Here is a 26150-nt window from a genome sequence, read left to right as displayed (position 1 = left end):
GTCATTATGTACGCCTTAATTGATGCGGCTTTATCTCGTACCCGTACCATATTGGTGCTATTGGTTTTCGTTTTGATAGCTGGTGTTATGACTTACCTGACGGTACCTAAAGAATCCAGCCCAGATATCACCATTCCAATCATTTATGTATCCGTGGGGCATCAGGGGATTTCACCTACCGATGCTGAACGCCTCTTGGTTCGTCCAATCGAGCAAGAGTTGCGCTCGATTGAAGGGGTCAAGGAGATGACCTCAACCGCTTCCGAAGGGCATGCTTCTGTGCAGTTGGAGTTCAGTGTCGGTGTGGATCTGAATAAAGCCATGGCGGATGTGCGAGAAGCGGTGGACTTAGCGAAGCCCAAATTACCGGAAGACAGTGATGAGCCGACGGTCAATGAGGTAACGTTCGCTTCAGAAGAGCCGGCTTTGACGGTGGTTTTGTATGGTACGGTGCCCGAGCGCACCATAGTGCAAATAGCCCGTCAACTCCGAGATAAGCTGGAGAGTTTCCGTCAGATCTTAGAAGTCGATATCGCTGGTGATAGGGAAGACATTGTCGAGATCATTGTTGACCCTTTATTAATGGAAAGCTACGGATTAGACCAAGCGGATATCTATAATCTGATTGCCCTCAATAACCGAGTCGTGGCGGCAGGTTTCGTTGACACTGGTTATGGTCGTTTCTCTGTCAAAGTTCCATCCGTATTTGATTCGTTGAAAGATGTTCTAGAGTTGCCAGTTAAGGTAGAAGGCAAACAAGTGATCACTTTCGGTGATGTCGCAACGGTTCGCAGAGCGTTTCGCGATCCTGAAAGTTACGCGCGTCTTGATGGCGAATCTGCAATTGTTTTGGATGTTAAAAAGCGAGCGGGCGAAAACATTATTGAGACTGTCGCTTTGATCAAGCAGGTGATGGAGGAAGGTCAAAAGCGCGCTGACTGGCCGAATAATTTGCAAGTGAAATACACTTGGGATCAGTCGAAAGACGTCAAAATGATGCTCAATGATCTACAAAACAATATTCTGTCAGCGATCATTCTGGTTGTTGTGGTGATCATCGCTATCTTGGGTGTCCGAACGGCACTATTGGTGGGTATTTCCATTCCCGGCTCGTTTCTCACAGGGTTATTGGTTCTTTCTGTTTTTGGTTTGACGGTCAATATTGTGGTGCTGTTCTCGTTGATCATGGCGGTCGGCATGCTGGTGGATGGGGCGATTGTTGTGACGGAGTTTGCTGATCGTCGAATGCAAGAAGGAGCAGCTCGCCGAGATGCGTATCGGGATGCCGCTAAACGTATGGCATGGCCTATTACAGCGTCGACCGCAACAACCTTAGCAGCATTTGCTCCGTTATTATTTTGGCCAGACATTACAGGCGAGTTTATGAAATACCTGCCTTTAACACTGATTGCTACATTGGCAGCATCATTGGCGATGGCATTGTTGTTTGTCCCTGTACTAGGTGGTTTGATTGGCAAGCCACAGCATGTCACTAAACAGCAACGTGAGAAAATGGTTGCTCTGCATGATGGCGACTTTTCCAAGGCCACTGGGCTTACTAAACTCTACCTTGAAACACTTAACATCGCTTTACGCCATCCACTAAAGATTCTGTTAAGCGCGATTTTACTTGCTGTGGGAGTCGGCTTTACCTATGCCAAAGCGGGCTTAGGTGCAGAGTTTTTCCCTGAAGTAGACCCGCCATTCTTTACTGTTAAAGTACGTTCTTATGGCGATCTGTCGATCAATGAAAAAGACGTCATCATGCGTGATATCGAATCTGTCATGCTAGGTCATGATGAATTTGAAAGCGTTTATACCAAAACGGGTGGCGACGATGAAATCGGACAGATTCAGATCACGCCTGTGGATTGGCAGTACCGTCGTAAAGTGAAAACCATTATTGATGAACTAAAGCAAACGACCGACCAATATGCTGGAGTAGAAATCGAGTACAAGTTTCCAGATGCAGGGCCGCCTGTGGAGCATGATCTGGTTATCGAAATGTCGACGCGTACCCCAGGAGAGCTAGATCGTGCTGCTAAAATGGTTCGCCACTGGGCCGATTCGTCCCCTGCTTTTACCAATATTAGTGATACATCGAGTAAAGAAGGCATCGACTGGCAGATAGACATTCGTCGTGATGATGCCTCCCGTTTTCTCGCTGATGCGACATTGGTAGGCAATACAGTTCAGTTTGTCACTAATGGCCTCAAACTTGGGGACTACTTACCAGACGATGCCACTGAAGAGGTCGATATTCTGGTGCGTTACCCAGAGGATAAGCGAGATATTGGCCGTTTCGATCAGCTTAAAGTCAAAACCGCCGCAGGTATGGTCCCTATCACCAATTTTGCCAGCATTGTTCCTGATCACAAACAGGACACGATCCGGCGTATAGACGGACATAGAGTGATCAATATTTTTGCCGACATGAAAGAGGGCTACAACTTAGCGTTGGAGCTGCCCAACATTGAACAAGCGCTTACTGGCCTGAACTTACCTAACGGGGTAGAGTTTAAAATTCGTGGTCAGAATGAAGAACAGGAAAACTCCTCCGCTTTTTTACAGAAGGCATTTTTGATCGCTTTAGTAGTGATGGCGTTAATCTTGATCACTCAGTTTAATAGCTTCTATCAGGCATTTTTAATCCTCAGTGCTGTGCTGTTCTCCACCGTGGGCGTTTTTGTTGGCTTACTTATCTTCCAAAAGCCATTTGGCGTTATCATGTCAGGGATTGGGGTTATTGCTTTGGCGGGGATTGTGGTGAATAACAACATCGTTTTGATTGATACCTACAATCAACTTCTCAAGCGCGGTATGGATAAGCGAGATGCGATTTTAAGGACAGGGATGCAGCGTTTGCGTCCAGTTCTGCTAACCACAGTGACGACAATTCTAGGTCTTCTACCTATGGTATTGGAGATGAATATCGACTTGATTAATCAGAAAGTTGAGTTCGGTGCGCCAAGCACTCAGTGGTGGTCGCAATTGGCAACCGCCGTTGCTGGAGGGCTAGCGTTTGCAACGGTATTAACTTTGGTGTTGACACCATGCTTGCTGATGTTGGGTCGGCAGCACAAGGTTGAAGAAAACGCGAATATCATTGTAGAAGATTAAAAAAGCCCGCAGTAGCGGGCTTTTTCTTAAAACAGTTTAACGAGTCGCGAGCAGTTCACCGTAGCGATCAAGTTTTTCTAGCCTTAACTTGGCGTTGGCGATAAAGGTGGCTTTATCTTTACCAGTTAATGACTTAGATTGCGGAAGTTTAACGGTTCTTGGGTTCTTGTGAACACCATTGACTAGGAACTCATAATGCAGGTGAGGGCCAGTCACTCGTCCTGTTCCGCCTAAAGTACCAATAGTTTGGCCTTGTTTGACACGCTGACCGGTTTTCACCGTTCGCTTAGTTAAGTGCAAGTACTTGGTGATGTAAGTATTGCTGTGTTTGATGAATACGTAATTACCATTGAACTGGTTGTAGCTGGATTTTTGCACGATACCATCACCAGCGGCCCAAATTGGTGTTCCTACAGGGGCTGCGTAATCTGTTCCTCTGTGTGCACGTACTTTTCCTGTCACTGGGTGGCGACGGCGAGGATTAAAGTTGGAAGAAACACGACGGAAATCCAGTGGCGAACGCAAGAAGGCTTTCTTCATCGCACGACCATTTTCATCGTAGTAGTTGCCATTCTTATCATTGATAATCGCTTTGAAGGTGTCGCCTTGGTTGGTAAAAATTGCTGCGATAATCTTACCACGTCCAACCACTTCTCCCTCTACCACGCGTTCCTGATACAGGATCTCAAAATGATCGCCTTTACGGATGTCGAGCGCGAAATCAATGTCCCAGCCAAAAATACCCGCCAACTCCATAATCTGATTGGCAGTGAGGCCTGCACCAACCCCCGCGTTCCAGAAATTGGACGTGATGTCTGCTTCTGCATAGTTGTATTGGTAAGAGACTTCTTTTTTATTGAGTTGCGAAGTAAATCCAGTCTCAGAGCGGGTAATTAAAAAGGTTTCGTAAGCATTGAGCTGACGCTTTATCTGGACCAGTTGATCATTTGTGTCGAAACCGAACTGAAATGAGTCGCCAGGACGGACTCGTGTCAGCTGCTGCTTAATTTCTTTGCTGGTTGTGGTCAGATCATACAGTAGGCGGGATGAGAGACCAGCTCGTTGAAAAAGCAGAGCCATGCTGTCACCAGAACCTATGGTGTGTTTCTCCCAGCGCAGTGAGGCCGCTGTGTTTTCTGAATCAGAAGACATCAACGCCTCAGCATCGATTGCGATAGGGTAGTGTTCACCAACCTCATAAAGCTTCTCATCCGGTCTGAGATCTTGAGGTGATGGCAGAAAAAGTGCGATGACAATCAGTGCACTAAATAAGGTGATACAGGCTCGGTGCATCCATGGAAGTCGAGCAAAAATAGACAACATTTATGTTCGTTCTAAAAAATTCAGTAAAAATAGCTAGCTGTTTAGTCTAACTGGTTTCAAAAAGCATCGCTATTCAAGTAAGATGGGAAATTACCAAATTTTTGCCAAATCTGTGGGAGTGAACAAGAATGGCGAGCATTGAAGCTGCACTGGCCGAGATTAAACGCGGCGTTGAAGAGCTAATTCCAGAAGAAGAGCTGATTGAAAAGCTGAAAGAGAATCGTCCTCTACGTATTAAGTTGGGTGCTGATCCAACCGCTCCAGACATTCACCTGGGTCACACGGTTATTTTCAATAAGCTACGCTTGTTCCAAGAGCTTGGCCATGAAGTGACGTTCCTTATCGGTGATTTCACCGCTATGGTCGGTGACCCAACGGGTAAGAACAGTACTCGTCCACCACTGAGCCGTGAAGATGTACTTCGAAATGCCGAAACTTACAAGGAACAGGTGTTTAAGATCCTTGATCCTGCGAAAACTAAGATTCAGTTCAACTCGGAATGGCTATCTGAACTAGGCGCAGAAGGCATGATCCGTCTTGCAGCGAACCAAACGGTTGCTCGCATGCTTGAACGTGATGACTTTAAAAAGCGTTACGCAGGCGGTCAGCCAATCGCTATCCATGAGTTTATGTACCCATTGCTGCAAGGTTGGGACTCCGTTGCGATGGAAACTGACGTTGAGCTAGGTGGTACCGATCAGAAGTTTAACCTGCTGATGGGCCGCGAGTTACAAAAAGCGAATGGGCAGAAGCCACAGGCGGTACTAATGATGCCACTTCTTGTTGGTTTGGACGGCGAGAAGAAAATGTCGAAGTCTGCTAACAACTACATCGGTATCAGTGAAGCACCAAGTGAAATGTTCGGTAAGATCATGTCAATCTCAGACGATTTGATGTGGAGTTACTACGAACTGCTGTCGTTCCGTCCTTTGGAAGAAATCGAACAGTTTAAAGCAAGTATTGCTGAAGGTAAGAACCCACGTGACATTAAAGTCTTGCTAGCAAAAGAGATCATTGCTCGCTTCCATAGCGAAGCGGATGCAGACTCAGCTGAGCAAGAGTTCGTGAATCGTTTTGCTAAGAATCAAATTCCAGATGAAATGCCAGAGTTTGAATTTGATGCAGGCCTTCCGGTTAGCAACCTTCTGAAAGAAGCTGGCCTATGTGCGTCGACCTCTGAAGCGATGCGTATGGTCAAGCAAGGTGCTGCGAAGATTGATAGTGAGAAAGTCGCCGATTCTAAGTTTGCGCCGCAAGCAGGTACGTATGTATTCCAAGTTGGTAAACGTAAATTTGCTCGTATTACGATTAAGTAAGCGTCTGCTGAAAATCGATAACAAAAAGCGCCTCAATGGCGCTTTTTTAATACGAGAAATTTGGTCAATAGTCTGAGATTTTTTCATTAAATTGACTGTAAAAAAGCCTGCGCTTTGTTATCATGCTCGCGCTGCCAAACTGGCAGTTCATTCGGAGATTTTTATGAACAATACCGACCATCCTCCTAGTATGAAGGGAGAAAAATAAACCGCTTCGGTATTGGCGATCTTCGTCTCTGCCAAAGTGGCAGAGTGTCTCTTTTCTTGAGTAATCTCAGATTTTTCTCCTTCCTATCTAGTATTCAGTTACAGACTCATACTCAATATGCGTTTGGCTTGTTGTGCTTGCTGTAACTAGATGGTCGTTACCTACTGCCAATCGGGAGATTCGCCATGACGGTAATGAGCAATACATACATTGAAAACACCCTACATTTCTCTTCGGAAGAAATTGGGGCAGCTCGCAATGCATTTCTGCAATACGAGCAACAACAACAGGTTCACTTGTTGACTGTGATGCCTATTGAAGAAGCGGTAGCTATCTTGCACCACTGTTCAGTTGGCTATGTCCAGCAGTTGATTTCTGTGCTGGAAAATGAAGGTCATGACAAGCTCGCGCGCCATTACGCGCACCAATTAGGCCTGATTCATTCAGAGGTGGAAACATCTAACAGTTACCTTAGTACATCAGTATTGGGGCACGTGAAACAGCGCATTGGCTGGATCATTGCCTTGGCGTTGTTGGGTATTGTTTCTGGGTTAATCATTGCCCAGTATGAGGATACCTTGAGTCAACTAGTGTTGTTGGCGGTTTATATGCCCGTCATTGCTGCAGCTGGCGGCAACACGGGTTCTCAAGCGGCGACTTTGGTGATACGAGCTTTAGCGACAGGGGAGCTGAAAAAGCGCCAGTGGTTGGCGGTGTTTTGGAAAGAAAGTCGTGTCGCACTGTGTTTGGCTTTGGCTATCGCGCTGGTCATTGTTGGCAGGGTCATGCTGTTTAGTGATGGCGCATCAACGGGTGGCTTTGAACTCATCAATATCGCACTGGCGATTGCAGTCGCACTGTTTATTCAGGTAACGATGTCGACAACCTTAGGCGGTTTGTTACCGATTCTCGCTCGGGCGTTCAAACTGGACCCAGCTGTATTGGTGAGCCCAGTGTTAGCCTCGATTGTCGATATATCCGGTATGTGGATTTACTTCACCGTTGTGAATCACTTTCTAGGTATTGCCTGACTGAATTTTACGATGTCTTGATAGAACAAAGTTTCAAATTGTGTGATAGGAGCGATGGTCGGTTTACCATCGCTCTTTTTCTTTGGTGGCAAATAATCTGCCACATACTGTACGAACAAGGTGGTTGGCTTTCCCGACCCATCTAGTCCAAAACCAGCCATATTATTACTGCCGTAAAGTGAACCACTTTTAGCGATTAGTGCTCCTTTTATTGGGTCTTTACGCATACTTCGGCGATATTTTAGCGTGCCAGATTCACCCGACTTGGGCATCAAATCAATCATCTTCAATGTGCTGTCATTGAGCCAGATGTAGCGTAAGATTTTAGACATCGCCTGACTGGTAAAACGGTTGTTTCTTGATAAACCAGAACCGTCGGCCATTGGGGTGGCCTCTAAGTTTATTCCGGTGTTGGAAAAAATAATCTGCTTAATAGCTTTAGTACCATTGCTGAAGCTGCCGGACTGGATATAAAACTTGGCCCCCAGTGTTTTAGTGAGATTATCGGCGATCAGGTTATCCGATTTTTTCAGCATGGTTTCAAGTAACTTTGTGAGTGGTAAGGAACTATGAGTGGCGAGAAGGACCTTGCTAGTTGAGTGATCTGGTCGCCCAATACGTACCGTTCCTGAGAAAGGCAGATTTAATTGGTTTAACACGCTGTTTAACATTCGCTGAGTGTAAAGCTCAGGATCTTGTACCGCGAATTTGAGTGGCAGGGGTTTGCTCCGCTCGGTTAAACAACCTTGAAGCTGATAATGGTTGTCTGGAGAGTAGATCAGCTCCAAATCACACTGAGTACTTTCTTGTTGGTCTTTGCTGACACTTGATGCCTGGGTAGTGACGTAGACAGGAAAGTGCTCCGGTACGTAAACGCGAGTGTTGCCATCATCTTGGGTATAAATAGAAGCTTGGACACAGTTACCGTCAAGTGAAATGGCAGTTGCAGGGGCGCTATAACAAACGCCTAGTATATCCCATGGCCAGCCGACAGCGCGGTCGTATCCAGTAAACGCGCTGTTATCTAACCAGATGTCGCCTTTAATCTTGCTAAGTCCATGTCTCTTCGCGACGACAAATAACTGCTTTAAATCTTCAGTTGTCAGAGTAGGGTCGCCAGAAAAGTGGATGATGATGTCTTTATCGGTTTGCTCAAGTTGGGTTTCGAAGCGAAAGTTATCACCTAGCTCAAGCTTTGCTGCTAAGGCAGTGACGAGCTTGAGTGTGCTCGCTGGAGGAAAGTACTGATCACTATTGTGAGTATCAAGTAAGGAATTTTGCTGGTCGAGTGATTCAACAAGCAGAGCTGCTCGACTGCCATTGGGCAATTGACCCACGGGCGCATAGGCAAAAGCTGAGAGAGAAAACAGAGAGATAAAAAACAACAGAAACAGTTTGGAAAGCTGCATAGCAAAGCGCCGTGAGATCGAAAGACAAGAAAGCAGTATAGCCAGTAAAAAAAACGCCCGCTAGCAGCGGGCGTTTAGATATCATGACGTTAAATCACAAATTAGAAGTCGTAACGCAGACCTAGAGCGATTTCGTCTTCTGAGTCAATCTTGCTAGCTGTGCCGTTTGAAGCTGCTACCGAACCGATCTTATCGCCTTCACTGATTAGGTTAAAGTTGTAAGAAACGTAACCACGGAAGTTAGGCTTGAAGTAGTAAGTTGCATCAATTGCTACGTTGTCAGCAGAAGTCTCTTTGTTAGTTTCTGCGTTGTTGTATGTCGTCGAGAAAACAGTCTGACCCATAGTGTAGGCTGCTGCTAGTTCGTAACCTGTGTAGTCAACAGTGCTCTTTGAGTTAGAAAGTTGCTTTTCACCGTCTGTGTAAATACCAGCAAAGTAAAGGTCATTGATTGAGTATGACGCAGTACCCATGTACTCGTTAGCTTCGTCTTGAGCTGCGTAACCAGCACCTACCTTCACACCACTTTCGCCGAAAGCGTAGATAGCTGATAGAGAGTAGCCGTCAGCATCGTTGTCTGTGTATGAACCCGTAGTTGCATCTTCTGTACGGTCAGCAAAACGGTAGCTTGCTTTCAGACCGAGGTCAGCAAATTGGCCTTTGTAAGAGATCATGTTGTCTGAACGATCAGCTACAGCTAGCTTGTCTGCTGCTGAGTTACCATGGTAAGCCATGATATCAGTAAAGTCTGTTAGTACGCCTAGGGCACCTTCGTTTTTACCATAAGTGACTTCACCAAACTGACCACCCAGACCACCGTATAGGTAACGGTTTGTTAGAGTGTCTGTGCTGCTATCTGTTGCGCCACCATTTTCATTTGTAGTGAACTCACCTTCGTAGAAACCGACACCGTATAGGCTGTCGTTGATCTGAGCTGTACCTAGGAAGTTCAGGCGCACGCGAGAGTTGTCTTGAGCTTTACCATCTTTTAGAGATAGGCGAGCTTCTGCGCGGCCTCCCATTTCGATAGTGTTGCCGTCTTGGCTGTAGATTTCCGCCGCGTTTGCGCCAGTTGCCACTGCTGCTGCAGAAACTGCTAGAGCGATCAGAGTTTTGTTCATCTTATAAGTCCTAATTTACTGTCCATAAATAGTTTTTTGAGAAACAGCATAAAGTTTGCTGCACCTTTCTCTTTCTTCCGTTCTATGGATTCGAGTGATCATTGATAAGAAATACAACACACATGGAATGCCATAGAGCATTTGGTGAGCCTTGTTGTACCGCCAAAGTTCCTCGATGAGTTAGTAAAATGATATAAATTGGAATAATGAACACTGTTTTATTTTATGTAAAAAATAATCAAGTGTTTGTTTTTTATTGTCTTTAATTCAATTTTTTTCGTTTGTTTACATTTTTATTATTTAGTTTTTTTTATCCAATGGAGCAACTATAAAAAAACGTTTTCAGGAAATTTAGTTGACTGAACTATCATAAATGGGACGGAAAAATGATGAGTATTGAATTCAGATGATTTAGTCGCTAACTTTGTTTACACTAAAGGAAAATGATTCGTTCACTCACTACCTAATCCATAGGATTAGGTAGTTTTGTTTTGTCCAAAGGTAGCTTTGGCAATGAGGTAAACAATGGAAAAAGTCCCAATGACAGTGCGTGGCGAACAAAAGCTGCGTGAAGAATTAGACCGACTACTGAAGCTTCGCCCACAGATTTCCGAAGCTATAGCAGAAGCTCGAGAGCTAGGTGACCTGAAAGAAAACGCAGAATACCACGCGGCACGCGAAGAGCAGGGTATCTGTGAAGCACAGATCCGCGATATTGAATATAAACTTTCAGTAGCGCAGGTCATTGATGTTACTAAGATGGATAACTCAGGCAAGGTTATCTTTGGCTCGACAGTCACCTTGATTGACTGCGACACGGAAGCAGAGAAAACATACCAGATTGTGGGTGACGATGAAGCAGACATTAAAGCTGGTCGAATTTCGGTAAGCTCACCAATTGCTCGTGGCTTGATTGGTAAGATGGAAGGTGATGAAGTTGTGATTTCTACACCTGGTGGTGATCGCGATTTTGAAATTGATAGCGTTGAGTATGTTTAACACTCTCTGCTTGATAAAACCCAAAAAGGTCGCTGAATGCGACCTTTTTTATACTAAGAAAAGCGAAACCAGTATTATTTACGTGGTAATTCGATTTTGCGATCTTCAGTCTGACGATACAGAACCAGCGTTTTGCCGATAACTTGTACTTTCTCTGCGCCTGTTTCACGGACGATAGCGTCTACAATCAGGTTTTTCGTTTCACGATCTTCAGAAGCGATTTTTACTTTAATCAACTCATGATGATCTAGAGCGATTTCGATTTCCGCTAGAACAGCTTCGGTTAGTCCATTCGCGCCCATAAGCACAACAGGTTTTAGACTGTGCGCTAGGCCTTTTAGATGCTGTTTTTGTTTGGTGCTTAGGTTCATTACGCGGCCAATTTTCTTTACTATAAGGGTTGAAAAATACCATTTTAACGCCATCTATCCTTGAAGACTATAATTTATTGGGCAAGATGGTCCCTCTATTAGTTAGGAATCGAATGAGTAAACAGAAACATTCGGCTAGTTCTGGCCGTTGGTTGAAAGAACATTTTGACGATAAATTCGCAAACGAAGCTCGTAAAAAGGGCTACCGTTCTCGAGCCTATTTCAAAATGGAAGAGATTCAAAACAAAGACAAAATACTCAAATCTGGGATGACCGTCGTTGATTTAGGTGCTGCCCCAGGTGGTTGGTCCCAATATGCTGCTAAGATAGTAGGAGATGAAGGTAAAATCATCGCGTGTGATTTACTGCCAATGGACCCTATCGCTGGTGTGAGTTTTCTGCAGGGTGACTTCCGTGAAGATGCGGTTTTAGAAGCGTTACTCGACAGAATCCAACCTTCAATGGTTAATGTAGTTATGTCTGACATGGCACCAAATATTGCTGGGAACAATTCGGTTGATCAGCCGAGAGCAATGTATTTGGTCGAATTAGCTTTAGATATGTGTCGACAAGTTCTTGCGCCCAATGGTAGCTTTGTTGTCAAAGTCTTTCAGGGCGAGGGCTTCGATCAATACGTTAAAGATGTTCGTGACATGTTCAAAGTCGTGAAAATCCGTAAACCCGATTCTTCAAGGGCTCGCTCCCGAGAAGTATTTATTGTAGCCACTGGTTACAAAGGTTAACTATTTGCTTGATCGAGCAGCAGTTAACAATGTAGCTACAGTCATCAAACTGTAGTACCCTACCTTTAATTACAATTAGTTATCGCGAGGCTGACACCTTGAGTGACATGGCAAAAAATTTAATTCTGTGGCTTGTGATCGCCGTAGTCTTGATGTCGGTTTTCCAGAGCTTTGGTCCTGGAGAAAACAACGGCAGAGCGGTTGATTACACCACTTTTGTACAGGAAGTTGGCCAAGGCCAGGTTCAGGAAGCAACATTTAAAGGCGAGGAGATTACCTTCACTCGTCGTGGCGGTGGCTCGCGTTATGTTACTTACATGCCGGTCTATGACCAGAAACTGCTGGATGACCTGATTAATCAGAATGTTAAAGTACAAGGTACGCCGCCAGAAGAGCAGAGCTTACTGAGTACCATTTTCATTTCTTGGTTCCCAATGATCTTACTGATTGGTGTATGGATTTTCTTCATGCGTCAAATGCAAGGCGGTGGCGGTAAAGGCGCAATGTCTTTCGGTAAGAGTAAAGCTCGAATGATGAGTGAGGAACAAATCAAGACAACTTTTGCTGATGTTGCAGGCTGTGACGAAGCAAAAGAAGATGTCAAAGAGTTGGTTGATTTCCTTCGTGATCCGAGCCGATTCCAAAAACTTGGTGGTAAGATCCCAACGGGTGTGCTTATGGTTGGCCCTCCGGGCACGGGTAAAACGCTTCTCGCCAAAGCGATAGCTGGTGAAGCGAAAGTTCCGTTCTTTACTATTTCAGGTTCTGACTTTGTTGAGATGTTCGTTGGTGTTGGTGCATCACGTGTACGTGACATGTTCGAGCAAGCTAAAAAAGCCGCGCCTTGTATCATCTTTATTGATGAGATTGATGCAGTAGGTCGTCAGCGTGGTGCGGGTGTTGGTGGTGGACACGATGAGCGTGAGCAGACTCTTAACCAAATGCTGGTTGAGATGGATGGCTTCGAAGGTAACGAAGGCATCATTGTTATCGCAGCTACCAACCGTCCAGATGTTCTTGACCCTGCGCTTCTTCGCCCTGGTCGCTTTGACCGCCAAGTAGTGGTAGGTCTGCCAGATGTCCGTGGTCGTGAGCAGATCCTGAAAGTCCATATGCGTAAAGTTCCGCGTGCAGATGATGTCGATGCATCCGTATTGGCGCGCGGTACACCGGGTTATTCTGGTGCAGATCTTGCCAACCTCGTTAATGAAGCCGCGTTGTTTGCTGCGCGTGGAAATAAGCGCAATGTCTCCATGGTTGAGTTTGAAAAAGCGAAAGACAAAATCAACATGGGTGCAGAACGCAAATCTATGGTTATGTCTGAAGAGATTAAAGAATCGACGGCATATCATGAAGCGGGCCACGCTATTGTTGGTTATCTGTCACCAGAACATGATCCTGTCCATAAGGTGACAATTATCCCACGCGGACGCGCTCTTGGTGTAACCTTTTTCCTCCCAGAAGAAGATGCAATTAGCTACAGCCGTCAATTTCTAGAGAGCAAAATTGCAACTCTATACGGTGGACGTATTGCTGAAGACTTGATCTATGGCGCTGATAAAGTCTCTACTGGTGCATCGAATGATATCAAGGTAGCGACGAATCTGGCACGCAACATGGTTACTCAGTGGGGATACTCAGAAAAACTTGGGCCTCTTCTGTATGCCGAGGAAGAAGGCGAAGTATTCTTGGGGCGCAGTGTGACTCAGACTAAGCATGTTTCTGATGATACTGCCAAACTAATAGACTCAGAAATCCGAGCCATTATTGATCGCAACTACGATCGTGCACTGAAGCTGATTCAAGATAACATGGATATCATGCATGCCATGAAAGATGCGTTGATGAAGTACGAAACTATCGATGCGGGCCAGATTGAAGATCTAATGCAGCGTAAGGCAGAGATCCGTGAACCAGCAGGTTGGGGTGACAGCGTTAGCAATAAACCAGACGCAAAGCCTGACGACAAATCTGAAGGTAAAACAGAAGCGACTGAAGTGAAAGCTGATGAACCAACGCCTTCACAAGATTCGGCTTCAGCTGAAACGACTGAGAAGAAAGATTCAGAATAATTGTTATGATTAAGAGAAACCCCGAGGCAACTCGGGGTTTTTGTGTTTATGATCTTGAAAGCCAATAATAAAACTCTCGATTTATCTCAACCACAAGTGATGGGCATTCTGAATGTCACCCCTGATTCTTTCTCTGATGGTGGAAAGTTTAGGGCACTGGAAGATGCGCTTGCTCAAGCTCAACGTATGATCGATTCAGGTGTGACCATTATTGATGTTGGTGGTGAATCGACTCGTCCAGGCGCGCCTGATGTTACGTTAGAAGAAGAACTTCAACGTACTATTCCCGTTATTAAAGGTATTCGTGCTCAATCTGATGTATGGATCTCTATCGATACCAGTAAAGCCGAAGTGATGCGGCAAGCGGCAAGTGTTGGTGCTGATATCATTAATGATGTCCGTGCATTGCAAGAACCAGGAGCATTAGAAGTTGCTGCCGCTAGTGGTTTGCCTATTTGTCTTATGCATATGCAGGGACAACCTCGCACAATGCAAGCTCACCCACATTATGAAGATCTAATTCAAGAAGTGGGTGAATTTCTTCAAGAACGTGTTGCTGCTTGTGAAGCGATAGGGATTACTCGTGAAAAACTGATCTTAGATCCTGGTTTTGGCTTTGGTAAAACGCTTGAACACAACTATCATATGCTGTCTCACCTAGAAGAATTCCATCAATTTGGCTTGCCAATTCTTGCAGGGATGTCGCGAAAATCTATGATCTTCAAACTCCTCAATAAAGCCCCAGCAGAGTGTGTGTCAGCTAGTGTCGCATGCGCTACAATCGCTGCTTTGAAAGGAGCACAAATCATACGTGTGCACGATTTTGAGCAAACGTTGGATGCGATAAGAATTGTTTCGATGACCAACGCGAATCATTGATCAGAATAGAAAGATAAAAGGAACAACCATGTCTAATAAAAGGCGTTACTTCGGTACAGATGGTGTACGTGGAAAAGTGGGTCAGTACCCGATCACACCGGATTTTGTGCTCAAGCTTGGATGGGCCGCAGGAAGAGTCCTAGCAAAGCAGGGCACAAAGAAAGTCATTATTGGTAAAGATACCCGAATCTCGGGTTACATGTTGGAGTCTGCTCTCGAAGCAGGCCTTGCTGCTGCGGGTTTAAAAGCGACATTTACGGGCCCAATGCCAACACCAGCAGTGGCATACCTGACTCAAACGTTTCGGGCTGAAGCAGGTATTGTTATTTCAGCTTCTCACAACCCTTATTACGATAACGGTATTAAATTCTTCTCTTCAGAGGGCACTAAGCTCCCCGATGATATTGAGTTAGCGATTGAAGCTGAACTTGATAAAGACATTGAATGTGTCGAGTCCTCATTACTAGGTAAAGCAAGTCGCCTTGATGACGCTGCTGGACGTTACATTGAGTTTTGTAAAAGCACATACCCTTCAGAACTTAGTCTCGCTGGATTGAAAATTGTAGTGGATTGTGCAAACGGTGCGACTTACCATATTGCACCGGCTGTGTTTAGTGAGTTAGGCGCAGACGTTATTGCTATGGGGATTGAACCGAATGGTACCAACATAAACTACGAAGTGGGCGCAACCGATGTCAAAGCCCTACAGCAGAGAGTAGTACAGGAGCAGGCCCATCTTGGTTTAGCTTTCGATGGTGATGGTGACCGCATAATCATGGTTGATCACCTTGGGAATAAGGTTGATGGTGACCAGATTGCTTACATCATTGCTCGTGATGCCATGCGTCGTGGTGAGTTGAAAGGTGGTGTTGTTGGAACCCTGATGACGAATTTAGGTATGGAAAATGGCCTCAAGCAATTAGGTATTCCCTTCGTTCGTGCGGCGGTAGGTGATCGTTATGTAATGGAGCAGCTGCTTGAAAAAGGCTGGAAGATCGGGGCGGAAAATTCAGGCCATGTGATCTTACTTGATAAAGTGACCACTGGCGATGCGATTGTGGCTGCATTGCAAGTATTGGCATCCGTAGTCGGTAGTGATATGTCTTTGCATGAGCTTTCTCAAGGCATGACTCTTTATCCTCAAGTACTGGAAAATGTTCGTTTTTCTGGTGACTCTAATCCACTAGAAGCTGCAGCGGTAAAAGCTTCAGTCGCGGCCGTTGAAGCCGAACTCGGGGACAAAGGTCGAGTGCTGTTACGTAAATCAGGCACTGAACCTCTTATCCGCGTTATGGTGGAAGGAGAAGATGCAGAGCTAGTGAAATCATCAGCATTAAAAATTGCAGACGCAGTGAAAGCTAGCTTCTAAGGCTTTTCATTTCGTTTAGTCATATAATAGCGGTGCCAGCTTGTGATAGCATGGCACCGTTTTTCATTCTAGCGATTTGCCAATTATGTCGACTCGAGAGCTTACGTATATACATGAAATGGGGATACAAGCCTATGAACTGGTCCATCCAGATAGGTTACATGGCTATAGTGTTGAAGGCATTACTTTGTCTGAAGACTGTAAAATCCTCTTGGTTTCACCTCAACAACCTTCGGGTTCGACTGCGATACTGTTTGAGAACATTATAAAAACAATGAACTTGAAGTTGGAACATGCTCTCTATTTGGCCCCTGAATACTTGAGTCTACTTACACCCACTCAAGTCGAATGGATCTGGTTCGCAGGCTGTGAGGTGCAAAGGGATCTTGGCCAGAAAACTCTTCATTCTCCAAACCTGAGTGAGATTGAGGGCAATCAACAACATAAACGCGCGCTTTGGCAGCAGATTCAAGCTTTGAAATAAAATGAAGTTACTTCCTTTAGCTGAAACTCACCTAGAATCGGTGTACTCAATAGAAATTCAAGCCCATACGCACCCTTGGACAGAAACAATGATTCGCGATGTGACAAGCAGAGGGGCGTGTCATCATGTGCTCATCGATGATGATAAGGTTGTCGGGTATTTTTATGCTCAGAACATAATCGGTGAAGTCACCCTGCTCAATATTGCTGTGGATCCGGCTCTGCAAGGTAAAGGATATGGCAAACAGCTTATCGAATCGTTTTTAGCCTTGTGTGAACAAAGAAAAGCGGAAAGTGCCTGGTTAGAGGTTAGGGAAAGCAATACTCGTGCTGCTCACTTATACGAGTCAGCGGGGTTCAATGAAGTCGATCGGCGTCGTAACTACTATCCGACTTCTGAAGGAAAAGAGGACGCCATCATCATGAGTTACATCTTCTTGTAAACTACTTTTGAACTGCTTTGATGATGGGGGAGCCTTCAACGGGGTAGAAATTTGCTTCGAATCGAGAAATTAACTCGGATGCTGGTAGAGGCTTGTCGAACAGATAGCCCTGAAACTGGTCACAACCGAGTTGCTTTAGCGTATTGAGTTCGTTAGCATCTTCTACGCCTTCAGCTATCACTTCTAGGTTCAATCTCTGAGCTGTCATAATGATAGTATCTACGATAGCTTGATCACTCTCATCCAAATGCAATTGAGTTACAAAAGAGCGATCTATTTTTAGCACATCCGCGGCAAGGTGTTTTAAGTATCTGAGCGAAGAATAGCCCGTACCAAAGTCGTCGATCGAAATTTTGAGGTTGTATTGCTTTAGTTCGCTCATTTTCTGTATCGCACTTTCAACGTTTTCAAGTAACAGGTTCTCAGTAATCTCCAATTCTATATGCTCGCCATCAATATCAGCTTGGGCAAGCACATCATGTATATGCTCGACAAAGCTGTTCTGTGAAAATTGTAATGGGCTGATGTTAATGGCAAGGCGACGGAACGTATCAGGCAGCACCCCTTGTTTACGCCAACGCGAGTATTGATAGCACGCTTGTTCAATAATCCAATTACCAATTTGTAAGATCTGTCCGGTTTCTTCGGCAATTGGCATAAATACGCCGGGAGGCAAAACGCCTTTTTCAGGATGGTTCCAACGAATCAAGGCTTCAACACCGACAATCTGTTGTTCTCCATTTACCTGAGGTTGATAGTAGAGCTCTAACTGTCCTTTGTTGAGTGCTTCATGAAGCCCTTTCTCTATCTCTAAAAATGATTCGACCTGAGCCTGCATTTCTGGTTCATAGAACATGTACTTGTTTCTACCAGCCACTTTAGCTCGATAGAGTGCGGTGTCAGCCTGACGCAATACATCTATATTAGTGCTGTTGACCGAGGGGAACACAGAAATACCGACACTCGTCGTGCAGTAAAGTAAGTGATCGTCGATCGAGTAAGGGTTTGAGATCAATGCTAAAAGCTGTTGAGCAGTTTCATGGGCTTTGTCAGTCGATATCGATGGCATTAAGATAGCGAACTCGTCTCCTCCGATACGTGCGGCTGTATAATCTTCGACCAACCATGCCTCCATGCGTTTCGAGATCGCTTTGATAAGGTGGTCACCAATGGTGTGGCCTAATGAATCGTTAATTGTTTTAAAGCGATCTAAATCGAGATAGAAAAGCACACCAGATGTATTGGTCTTGTTGGCATTATCGATCGCTTCTTCGAGCATTTGCAGCAATAAACTACGGTTGGCTAAGCCCGTGAGTGAATCGTAATAAGCCAATTGGTTCAGTTTTGCTTCTGCCGCTTCTCTGTCTTTCCATAAATTGTGGAAGGTTTTCGCCAAGTGGCCGAGTTCATCATCTCGATACAGATTCGGCATCGGAACTTCGGCTTTTTTATCTTGCAGTGAGCGAACCCAGTCAATCAACGTCACTAGTGGCTTCGAGAGCTTTTGGTAGAAGAACAACAATAAGATGGTCGTCAGCAAGATATTCCGGAACAGGTCAAACAGCAGTATTTGACTGGTTTTGGCGATAAAGTCCTTGGCGATATTGGCGCCATTGACCGAGAAACTCAGTGTCCCGACGACAACATGCGAATTGGGTTGATGTAACTCGGTTTTATAGACTGGGGTTGTCGGTGTTAGATAGCGTGAAAGTGCCTCTGTAAACGAGCTTTCAAGTGACACACCTCTTTCTCTTTCGGTCAAGGTATCGCCAAAGTCGTCAACAATCGAAACCTGATAAATAGCACCATCCATCATCAAGCTTGATGCCACCTGTTCCGCTAGGAGCTGATTCAAGTGATAGGCAGCTTGACTTGCGTTGGAGTAGTTCTGCAGTAGCTTAAATTGGTAGTGTTCTTCAATCCGCTTTTGTTCCTGATGAAGATCCACCAAAATTTGATACAAGCTGAATATGATCCCTAGTATCACGGATACGAGAAAAACAGTCTTTGCTTGTCTAAATGCTAATGAGTTAATTTTTTTGCTCGCAGGCATAATTTTCTATGGTTCCCTCTACTCCTTTAGTTATAGCCCAAATTTATTGATATTTTAATTTGTATCTTGTTTGGATGTGATTTATCGAGGTTTTATATGCCTCTGTTGCTCCAAAGCGCAATATAAGCGAGAATACAGCGCAATATCGAATCCATCTGCTAGGTGATATGTCATGACGATTCGTGATGAGATTCTAGCTTACAGACCGAAGAAGACCTTTTGATGTCAAATACAGCATTTACGGGCGAAGTTTCTAAGCGTAGAACGTTCGCTATCATTTCTCACCCAGATGCGGGTAAGACCACCATTACTGAAAAAGTATTACTTTTCGGGCGTGCAATCCAAACGGCCGGGACAGTCAAAGGTCGAGGTTCTGCTCAGCACGCGAAGTCTGACTGGATGGAAATGGAAAAAGAACGTGGTATCTCGGTAACTACTTCTGTGATGCAGTTCCCTTATAACGAGTGTCTGGTCAACCTATTGGATACTCCTGGGCACGAGGACTTCTCAGAAGATACCTACCGTACCTTGACCGCGGTTGACTCTTGTTTGATGGTTATTGATGCCGCTAAAGGTGTTGAAGATCGTACACGTAAGTTGATGGAAGTTACCCGTCTTCGTGATACACCTATCGTCACTTTCATGAACAAACTCGACCGCGATATCCGTGACCCAATGGAGTTATTGGATGAAGTTGAAAGTGAGCTAAACATTTCCTGTGCGCCGATTACTTGGCCAATTGGATGTGGCAAAGAGTTTAAAGGTGTCTATCACATTCACCGTGATGAAACGATTCTCTACAGTACAGGTCAAGGCCACACCATTCAGGACAAGCTGGTGGTGAAGGGGCTGGATAACCCTGAACTTGATGAAGCTGTTGGCGCTGAGTTAGCGGAACAGTTACGTGAAGAGTTAGAGCTTGTGATTGGTGCATGCCCTGAGTTTGATCAGGAGCTGTTCCTTGCTGGTGAACTGACGCCAGTATACTTTGGTACCGCACTGGGTAACTTTGGTGTTGACCATATGTTGGATGGTTTGACGGAATGGGCGCCTGCGCCAATGCCGCGTCAAGCGAATGAGCGTCAAGTGGAAGCGAACGAAGAGAAATTCTCTGGCTTCGTATTTAAGATTCAGGCCAACATGGATCCCAAGCACCGAGACCGTATTGCTTTCATGCGTATTGTATCTGGTACCTACACACAGGGTATGAAGATGAACCACGTGCGCCTTGGCAAGCAGATCAATATCTCTGATGCGGTAACCTTTATGGCGGGTGATCGCTCTCGCGCTGAAAATGCCTACGCGGGCGATATCATTGGTCTACACAACCACGGCACTATTCAGATTGGTGACACCTTCACTCAAGGTGAAGCACTGAAATTTGCAGGTATTCCAAACTTTGCGCCTGAGCTATTCCGTCGTATTCGCCTGAGAGATCCATTGAAGCAAAAGCAGTTGCTTAAAGGTTTGGTACAGCTGTCTGAAGAAGGGGCTGTACAGGTATTCCGTCCACTACAAAACAATGACCTAATTGTTGGTGCGGTCGGTGTGCTTCAGTTTGACGTCGTCGTTGCGCGTTTAAAAGCCGAGTACAACGTTGAAGCGATTTATGAGAGCGTTAACGTTGCAACCGCACGTTGGGTGGAATGTGAAGATGGTAAGAAACTGGATGAGTTCCAGCGTAGGAACCAAACCAACCTAGCCCTAGATGGTGGCGATAACCTGACGTACATTGCTCCAACTATGGTTAACTTAAATCTGGCGAAAGAGCGTTTTCCAGAAGTGGAGTTCCGCGCAACCCGCGAACACTAATCTTCTTCGCCTTTGCTGCGATAGCGGCGTTGACTGCGCAAACTCACCTTGGTCACGTAGTGGACTGCGCTCCCAAGGCGGAGTTTACTTGTCGCCTTGCTCTCACAACAAATGCTTTGAAGATGGAGTGATAACCTCAGTTGTATAAATGCTGCCCTAGTTAAGGCGGCATTTTTTTGTCTAGGGGAGTAGAACGGACTTCGTCCTATAGAACGCTTCGCTTATGGAAAACAGGATCGGGCTTCGCCCTTCGGGAAAAATGAAGTTGACTCTCTAAGGTGCTAACTCAACCTTAGTTCTCCAGTTCTCCAGTTCTCCAGTTCTCCAGTTCTCCAGTTCTCCAGCTATCCATAGGACGAAGTCCGTTCCCGTCTCCCGCATCCTATATCACTAGCCGCAAACAAAAAGGGTTGATGCTCTCACATCAACCCTCCAAATTTTTTTAGCTCTTCCGCTATTTCTTCTTGGCGACTTTCTTTTTGCCTTTAGAAGCTGTTTTTTTCTTGTCGTCTTTTTTCTTCTTCTTAAACACTGGCTTTTTGTGTTTCGGACGAAGCTCTTTAATAAAGCGCTCTTTGATCTCTTCTTTTACGTAGCGAGCTACACGGTCCATCATGGTTTGGTCATGAGCTTCAACTAAAGAGATCGCATTGCCCTTTTTACCTGCGCGGGCGGTACGGCCGATACGGTGGAGGTACACGTCTGCACTGCGTGGCATGTCGTAGTTAATGACATGGCTAACATCTGGCAGGTCGATACCACGGGCAGCGACGTCTGTTGCCAGAAGTACGTTTACTGTACCGTCACGAAAACGCGCAATGGCATTGTTACGACGATCTTGCGGCATTTCACCTTGGATCCATGCACAAGGAATTTGCGCTTTTTCCAGCTCAACGCGCAGCTCGGCTAAACGTTCACGAGTTTTCAGAAATACAATAGAGCGCTCAGCTTGGTCGTTGATGATGGTTTTCAACAGTGCCAGCTTATGCTTCATATCATCTGCACGGTGATACCACTGGGCAATTTTCTTACGTTCACGGCGAGATGGCTCAGCGTCGATCTCAGCAGGTTCTTTAAGCAGATCTGCGGTGAATCCTTCCACGCCTTTGCCTTCTAGCGTTGCAGAGAAGAGCAGCGTTTGTTTACGCCAGCGACATTCAGAAGAAAGGCGATCCACTGTCGGGCCAAAGCCCATATCGAGCATGCGATCCGCTTCATCAAGGATCAACCATTCAATAGCACGGCAGTCAAAACGTTCCGCTTCGATGTATTCCATCAAACGACCAGGCGTTGCAACAACAATATCTTGTGTCTTAGCGAGAATATCGGCGTGTTCTTGATACTGCACACCACCAGTGATGGTGAAGATGTTCAGATTAGTGTTTTTGGCGAGCTCACGAGCCTGATCAGCGACTTGCATTGCCAACTCGCGAGTAGGAGTCAGGATAAGCACACGAGCCGGCCCAGGCTTACGACGCGGGAAGTCCTGCAAGTATTGTAGAGCTGGCAGAACAAAAGCGGCGGTTTTGCCTGTACCAGTTGGCGCAGAAGCGAGAATATCCCTACCGTCCAAAGCTTGTGGAATTGCTTCGGCCTGGATCTGGGTTGGGCGGGTATAACCCATTTCTTCGATGGCAACGAGCAGGTTTTCATCTAGCTCTAGTTCAGCAAAATTTTTGATCACTCTGGTGTCTCCACAAGCTGGTAAGTGAGAACGATAAATTTAAGGGGAAGCATTATAGAGGGTTCGGTGATAAGGATCACACCTTAATTTCTACATCTTTAAATAAAACGCTTTAGTTAATGCGACGAATTCATCGCTGTAGCCATTATCCTTTTGAATTATCAACTTTTCTATCTTGGTGTTTGATGGGTGCTGGCTAAGTTCAATCAGCAAGCGGCTAACGGGTTTCTTGGCTGTTGGCTGTACTTCACATAAACCCGCTAGATGCCAACCAAGTGTTTCTGCCAAGGAGATAAACATACGTCCTTCTGCTTCTGGGAGGACAAACCAAGCCTGGCCCTCAGCGCTCAGTAACTTAAAACAGCGTTCAAGCAAAGCTTCGTGGCTCAAGGTTAAGGTATGCCTTGCGGTCGCTCGTTGCTGGTTTTGGGCGTGCTCTCCTGAATTAAAATAAGGAGGGTTACATACAATAGCGTCATAGCTTGTTTCGAATGGAAAGTTGAGCAAGTCGCCTTCCAGCAGTGCCAGCCGGGAAGACCAAGGAGAAGAGGTGAAGTTTTCTTTCGCAGCCTGTAAAGCGTGCTGATCAATGTCTATCGCGTCAATGACACAGTCAGGGTTGCGCTGTGCACACATTAAAGCCAACAAACCTGTACCTGTTCCAATATCCAAAATGGTATTCGCTTGTCTAATGTCGCACCACGCACCGAGTAAGACGCCATCGGTACTGACAGGCATACCTGAATGACCACCTGCAATTTTAAACTGCTTGAATGAAAAGCCTTTTGTCGTGAATTGAGTATTTTTCATTTTGTTCTGTACACGTTTGTTAATTGAGTGATTAAGTCTTTTGTTGGATATTTGTATGGTCTTTTGTTCTATCAGTGTTTCATTTTTTTGATTTATTGATCCATATATTAAGCTAATAATTAATATTGTGGTGGTTTAAACTACTAGTATTCTGGCTAATACATAAATTTATATGGTGTTTTTTGCCCTAGGCTTGCGGTTAGGTGTGTGTTTCGTCATTATTCGCCTCCAAATTTATAGATTGGGTAGCCAATTCGGATTGCCCAGCATGCACAACATCAATCAAAATATTTAAGGGTCTCTTGTGAATCAGACTTTAAAATTAACAGATATTATTGCGGTAGGCTTTATGCTTTTCGCTTTCTTCCTTGGAGCGGGCAACATTATCTTCCCGCCATTGGCAGGACAGCTAGCAGGTGAGAATCTCGTTCCTGCGATGACAGGGTTTCTTTTAACGGCGGTAGGTCTTCCTCTTATTACTATCGTTGCTATTGCCGTTGCTGGTGGCTCTTGGGATCACCTTACTAAAGATTTACCTAAACGTGTGGCGATGACTATTGCTGTATTGATCTTTATCATTATCGGTCCTGCATTTGCCGCGCCACGCACAGGTTTAGTGGCTTACGAAATGGCGGTAAAACCCTTTTTTGTCGAGGCGGCACAATCACATTTAACGGTTTTCTCTATCCTATTTTTTGCTGTGGCAATGCTATTTGCTTGGTCACAAGGCAAACTGATTGATGTTATCGGTAAAGTGTTGACTCCAGTGCTTTTCTTAGGTTTGCTTGTGCTTGCTGTTGCTGTGTTTATCGATCCTCAAGGGGAAATGATCGCGGCAAACGGTGATTACCTTTCGCACCCATTGCAAAAAGGCTTCCTCGAAGGCTATAACACGATGGACACTTTTGCCTCGTTGATGTTTGGTGGGCTTATCGTGGATGCACTCCGTCAAAAAGGGATTTCAGACCAAAAAGCGACTGCAAAATACTTGATCAGAGCAGCGTGTGTTGCCGCTGCAGGGTTGGCGTTTGTATACGTATCGCTATTCTATCTCGGCGCAACCAGTGCGGCTGTAGCTGCTGGCGCAGACAATGGTGGTGTGATTCTGAGTGTGTACGTTCAATCTCTCTTCGGCCCTTATGGTCAAATTGTGTTGTCAGTGATTGTGCTTTTAGCGTGTTTGACGACCGCGATTGGTATTATCTCAGCGTGTTCTGATTACTTCAGTTCTTTGACACCGATGTCTTATAAAACTTGGGTTCTAATCAATGGTGCAGCGTGTGCTTTGGTTGCCAATGTCGGTCTTTCTCAACTGATCACTCTGTCTGTTCCTGTGCTCTTTGCTCTATATCCAGTCGCTATTGCTTTGGTTGCACTGACCTTTGTTCGCAAGAAACTACCAAGCCCTAAATTAGCTTATCGCACGGTTATTTTAGTATCGCTTCTATTTGCTCTGATTGATGCAGCAAAAGTAGCGGGCATTGATGTATCTGCTCTGAGTATGTTACCGCTGTTTGATATTGGTATGGGTTGGTTACTACCAACTATTGCGGCGATACTCTGCATGTTCTTTGTTGGAAAACCGACTCAACCAGAGTTAGCCAAAAAAACGGTTTGAGCTAAAACAAACCATGGATAATAATCCCCTGTCATACCTCGTGTGACAGGGGATTTTTCGTTGTATTATTCTCAGGCTCCCATGCAAAAAATCCCTGTATCTTCGTCACACTTTTCAGTACAATTCTTCGGTTAAATTCTACTCATAAATGTTGAGCAAACATGTTTGAAATCAATCCCATTAAAAACCGCCTTAAGGACGTGTCTGAGCGCACCAATGTCCTGAGGGGGTATCTTTGACTATGACGCTAAACAAGAGCGTCTAGAAGAAGTCAACGCAGAACTAGAACAACCGGATGTGTGGAACGAGCCTGAACGTGCGCAAGCGCTAGGTAAAGAACGTTCTGCGCTAGAAGCGGTTGTGGAAACGATTGACCAACTTGAGCAAGGAGTGGAGGACGTTGATGGCCTTCTAGAGCTTGCAGTTGAAGAAGAAGATCAAGAAACCTTTGATGAAATTGAACCTGAGCTTGCTGAGCTTGAAGCTAAGTTAGAAAAGCTAGAATTTCGTCGTATGTTCTCTGGCGACCATGATGCATCTGACTGCTACATCGATTTGCAGTCAGGCTCTGGTGGTACAGAAGCGCAGGACTGGACGTCGATGATGCTACGCATGTACTTACGTTGGGCTGAAGCAAAAGGCTTTAAGACGGAAGTGATCGAAGTCTCTGAAGGTGAAGTTGCTGGTCTGAAAGGTGCAACGGTTAAGATCTCCGGCGAATACGCTTATGGTTGGCTACGTACGGAAACAGGTGTTCATCGCTTGGTTCGTAAATCGCCATTCGATTCAAGTGGCCGTCGTCATACATCGTTTGCTTCTGCGTTTATCTACCCAGAGATTGATGACAACATCGACATCGACATTAACCCTTCTGATCTACGTATTGACGTATACCGTGCATCTGGTGCGGGTGGTCAGCACGTTAACACCACGGAATCGGCGGTACGTATTACGCACGTTCCAACCAATACTGTGGTTCAGTGTCAGAATGATCGTTCTCAGCACAAGAACAAAGATCAGGCGATGAAACAGCTTCGTGCGAAGCTATTTGAATTAGAGATTCAAAAGCAAAATGCAGAGAAGCAAGCCAATGAAGACGCTAAGTCAGACATCGGTTGGGGTAGCCAGATACGTTCATACGTACTGGATGACTCACGCATCAAAGATCTGCGTACTAGCGTTGAAAATCGCAACACTCAAGCGGTTCTTGACGGCGACCTAGACAAATTTATCGAAGCTAGCCTGAAATCAGGCCTGTAAGCTTTTCACCGAAAACTATTTTCATA

General features: G+C 45.3%; 20 protein-coding genes. 13 read left to right on the top strand and 7 right to left on the bottom strand.

The annotated features are described in order from the left end of the window. Positions 1-6 precede the first annotated feature (6 nt). The gene (locus TW84_RS13855; protein ID WP_045976225.1) at positions 7-3120 is read left to right on the top strand and encodes an efflux RND transporter permease subunit; all 3114 of its coding nucleotides are present in this window, start codon (positions 7-9) and stop codon (positions 3118-3120) included. A gap of 36 nt (positions 3121-3156) precedes the next feature. On the opposite strand, the gene TW84_RS13850 is transcribed toward TW84_RS13855, so the two are convergent. Continuing rightward, positions 3157-4443, bottom strand: a complete 1287-nt coding sequence (locus TW84_RS13850) for a peptidoglycan DD-metalloendopeptidase family protein (RefSeq protein WP_045976224.1) — start codon at positions 4441-4443, stop codon at positions 3157-3159. Between the two features lie 128 nt (positions 4444-4571). On the opposite strand from TW84_RS13850, the gene tyrS reads away from it, so the two are divergent. Beyond that, the gene (gene tyrS, locus TW84_RS13845) at positions 4572-5759 is read left to right on the top strand and encodes a tyrosine--tRNA ligase (RefSeq protein ID WP_045976223.1); all 1188 of its coding nucleotides are present in this window, start codon (positions 4572-4574) and stop codon (positions 5757-5759) included. A gap of 393 nt (positions 5760-6152) precedes the next feature. Beyond that, complete coding sequence (locus tag TW84_RS13840) at positions 6153-6998, top strand: magnesium transporter (RefSeq protein ID WP_045976222.1); 846 nt, start codon at positions 6153-6155, stop codon at positions 6996-6998. Here TW84_RS13840 and dacB read toward each other — a convergent pair. Continuing rightward, entirely contained in the window at positions 6977-8407 is a 1431-nt protein-coding gene (dacB, locus tag TW84_RS13835; RefSeq protein WP_045976221.1) for a serine-type D-Ala-D-Ala carboxypeptidase, read from the bottom strand. The two genes, TW84_RS13840 and dacB, sit on opposite strands and share 22 nt — an antisense overlap. 101 nt (positions 8408-8508) lie before the next feature. Next, positions 8509-9528 (bottom strand): porin, encoded by a 1020-nt coding sequence (locus TW84_RS13830; protein WP_045976220.1) that lies wholly within the window; start codon positions 9526-9528, stop codon positions 8509-8511. Positions 9529-10053: 525 nt separating this feature from the next. Between TW84_RS13830 and greA the strand changes: the two genes are divergently transcribed. Next, positions 10054-10527, top strand: a complete 474-nt coding sequence (gene greA / locus TW84_RS13825; RefSeq protein WP_045976219.1) for a transcription elongation factor GreA — start codon at positions 10054-10056, stop codon at positions 10525-10527. Between the two features lie 74 nt (positions 10528-10601). Here the strand turns inward: greA and yhbY are convergent, their stop codons facing one another. Continuing rightward, positions 10602-10898 (bottom strand): ribosome assembly RNA-binding protein YhbY, encoded by a 297-nt coding sequence (yhbY, locus tag TW84_RS13820; RefSeq protein ID WP_045976256.1) that lies wholly within the window; start codon positions 10896-10898, stop codon positions 10602-10604. A 113-nt stretch (positions 10899-11011) separates the two neighbouring features. Between yhbY and rlmE the strand changes: the two genes are divergently transcribed. The 6 genes from rlmE to rimI all read left to right on the top strand — a co-directional run bounded on the left by rlmE (position 11012) and on the right by rimI (position 16887). Then, complete coding sequence (rlmE, locus tag TW84_RS13815) at positions 11012-11641, top strand: 23S rRNA (uridine(2552)-2'-O)-methyltransferase RlmE (protein WP_045976218.1); 630 nt, start codon at positions 11012-11014, stop codon at positions 11639-11641. A 107-nt stretch (positions 11642-11748) separates the two neighbouring features. Further along, positions 11749-13713 (top strand): ATP-dependent zinc metalloprotease FtsH, encoded by a 1965-nt coding sequence (gene ftsH / locus TW84_RS13810; RefSeq protein WP_045976217.1) that lies wholly within the window; start codon positions 11749-11751, stop codon positions 13711-13713. 48 nt (positions 13714-13761) lie between these two features. After that, the gene (gene folP, locus TW84_RS13805) at positions 13762-14592 is read left to right on the top strand and encodes a dihydropteroate synthase (RefSeq protein ID WP_045976216.1); all 831 of its coding nucleotides are present in this window, start codon (positions 13762-13764) and stop codon (positions 14590-14592) included. Between the two features lie 28 nt (positions 14593-14620). After that, complete coding sequence (gene glmM, locus TW84_RS13800) at positions 14621-15961, top strand: phosphoglucosamine mutase (protein WP_045976215.1); 1341 nt, start codon at positions 14621-14623, stop codon at positions 15959-15961. 85 nt (positions 15962-16046) lie between these two features. After that, on the top strand, positions 16047-16445 hold the full coding sequence (locus TW84_RS13795) for a DNA polymerase III subunit psi (protein WP_045976214.1): 399 nt from the start codon (positions 16047-16049) through the stop codon (positions 16443-16445). Between the two features lies 1 nt (position 16446). Beyond that, complete coding sequence (rimI, locus tag TW84_RS13790; protein ID WP_045976213.1) at positions 16447-16887, top strand: ribosomal protein S18-alanine N-acetyltransferase; 441 nt, start codon at positions 16447-16449, stop codon at positions 16885-16887. Between the two features lies 1 nt (position 16888). Here the strand turns inward: rimI and TW84_RS13785 are convergent, their stop codons facing one another. Further along, positions 16889-18940: a putative bifunctional diguanylate cyclase/phosphodiesterase gene (locus tag TW84_RS13785; protein WP_045976212.1), complete on the bottom strand. Its 2052-nt coding sequence runs from the start codon at positions 18938-18940 to the stop codon at positions 16889-16891. A gap of 222 nt (positions 18941-19162) precedes the next feature. Here TW84_RS13785 and prfC point away from each other — a divergent pair, with 222 nt between their 5' ends. Next, positions 19163-20752 (top strand): peptide chain release factor 3, encoded by a 1590-nt coding sequence (gene prfC, locus TW84_RS13780; RefSeq protein ID WP_045976211.1) that lies wholly within the window; start codon positions 19163-19165, stop codon positions 20750-20752. Positions 20753-21206: 454 nt separating this feature from the next. Here prfC and srmB read toward each other — a convergent pair whose 3' ends face one another. Continuing rightward, positions 21207-22436, bottom strand: a complete 1230-nt coding sequence (gene srmB / locus TW84_RS13775; RefSeq protein WP_045976210.1) for an ATP-dependent RNA helicase SrmB — start codon at positions 22434-22436, stop codon at positions 21207-21209. 90 nt (positions 22437-22526) lie between these two features. After that, positions 22527-23246: a tRNA1(Val) (adenine(37)-N6)-methyltransferase gene (locus TW84_RS13770; RefSeq protein ID WP_045976209.1), complete on the bottom strand. Its 720-nt coding sequence runs from the start codon at positions 23244-23246 to the stop codon at positions 22527-22529. A 304-nt stretch (positions 23247-23550) separates the two neighbouring features. Here TW84_RS13770 and brnQ point away from each other — a divergent pair, with 304 nt between their 5' ends. Continuing rightward, on the top strand, positions 23551-24864 hold the full coding sequence (brnQ, locus tag TW84_RS13765; protein ID WP_045976208.1) for a branched-chain amino acid transport system II carrier protein: 1314 nt from the start codon (positions 23551-23553) through the stop codon (positions 24862-24864). Positions 24865-25025: 161 nt separating this feature from the next. After that, a protein-coding gene (gene prfB, locus TW84_RS13760; protein WP_096000866.1) for a peptide chain release factor 2 occupies positions 25026-26124 on the top strand; the annotation gives its coding sequence in 2 pieces (ribosomal slippage) (positions 25026-25100 and positions 25102-26124; 1098 coding nt in all). Positions 26125-26150 lie beyond the last annotated feature (26 nt).

This window comes from Vibrio neptunius (genome assembly GCF_000967495.1).
Classification (GTDB): Bacteria; Pseudomonadota; Gammaproteobacteria; order Enterobacterales; family Vibrionaceae; genus Vibrio; species Vibrio neptunius.
This window is presented reverse-complemented; position numbering and strand designations above follow the sequence as displayed.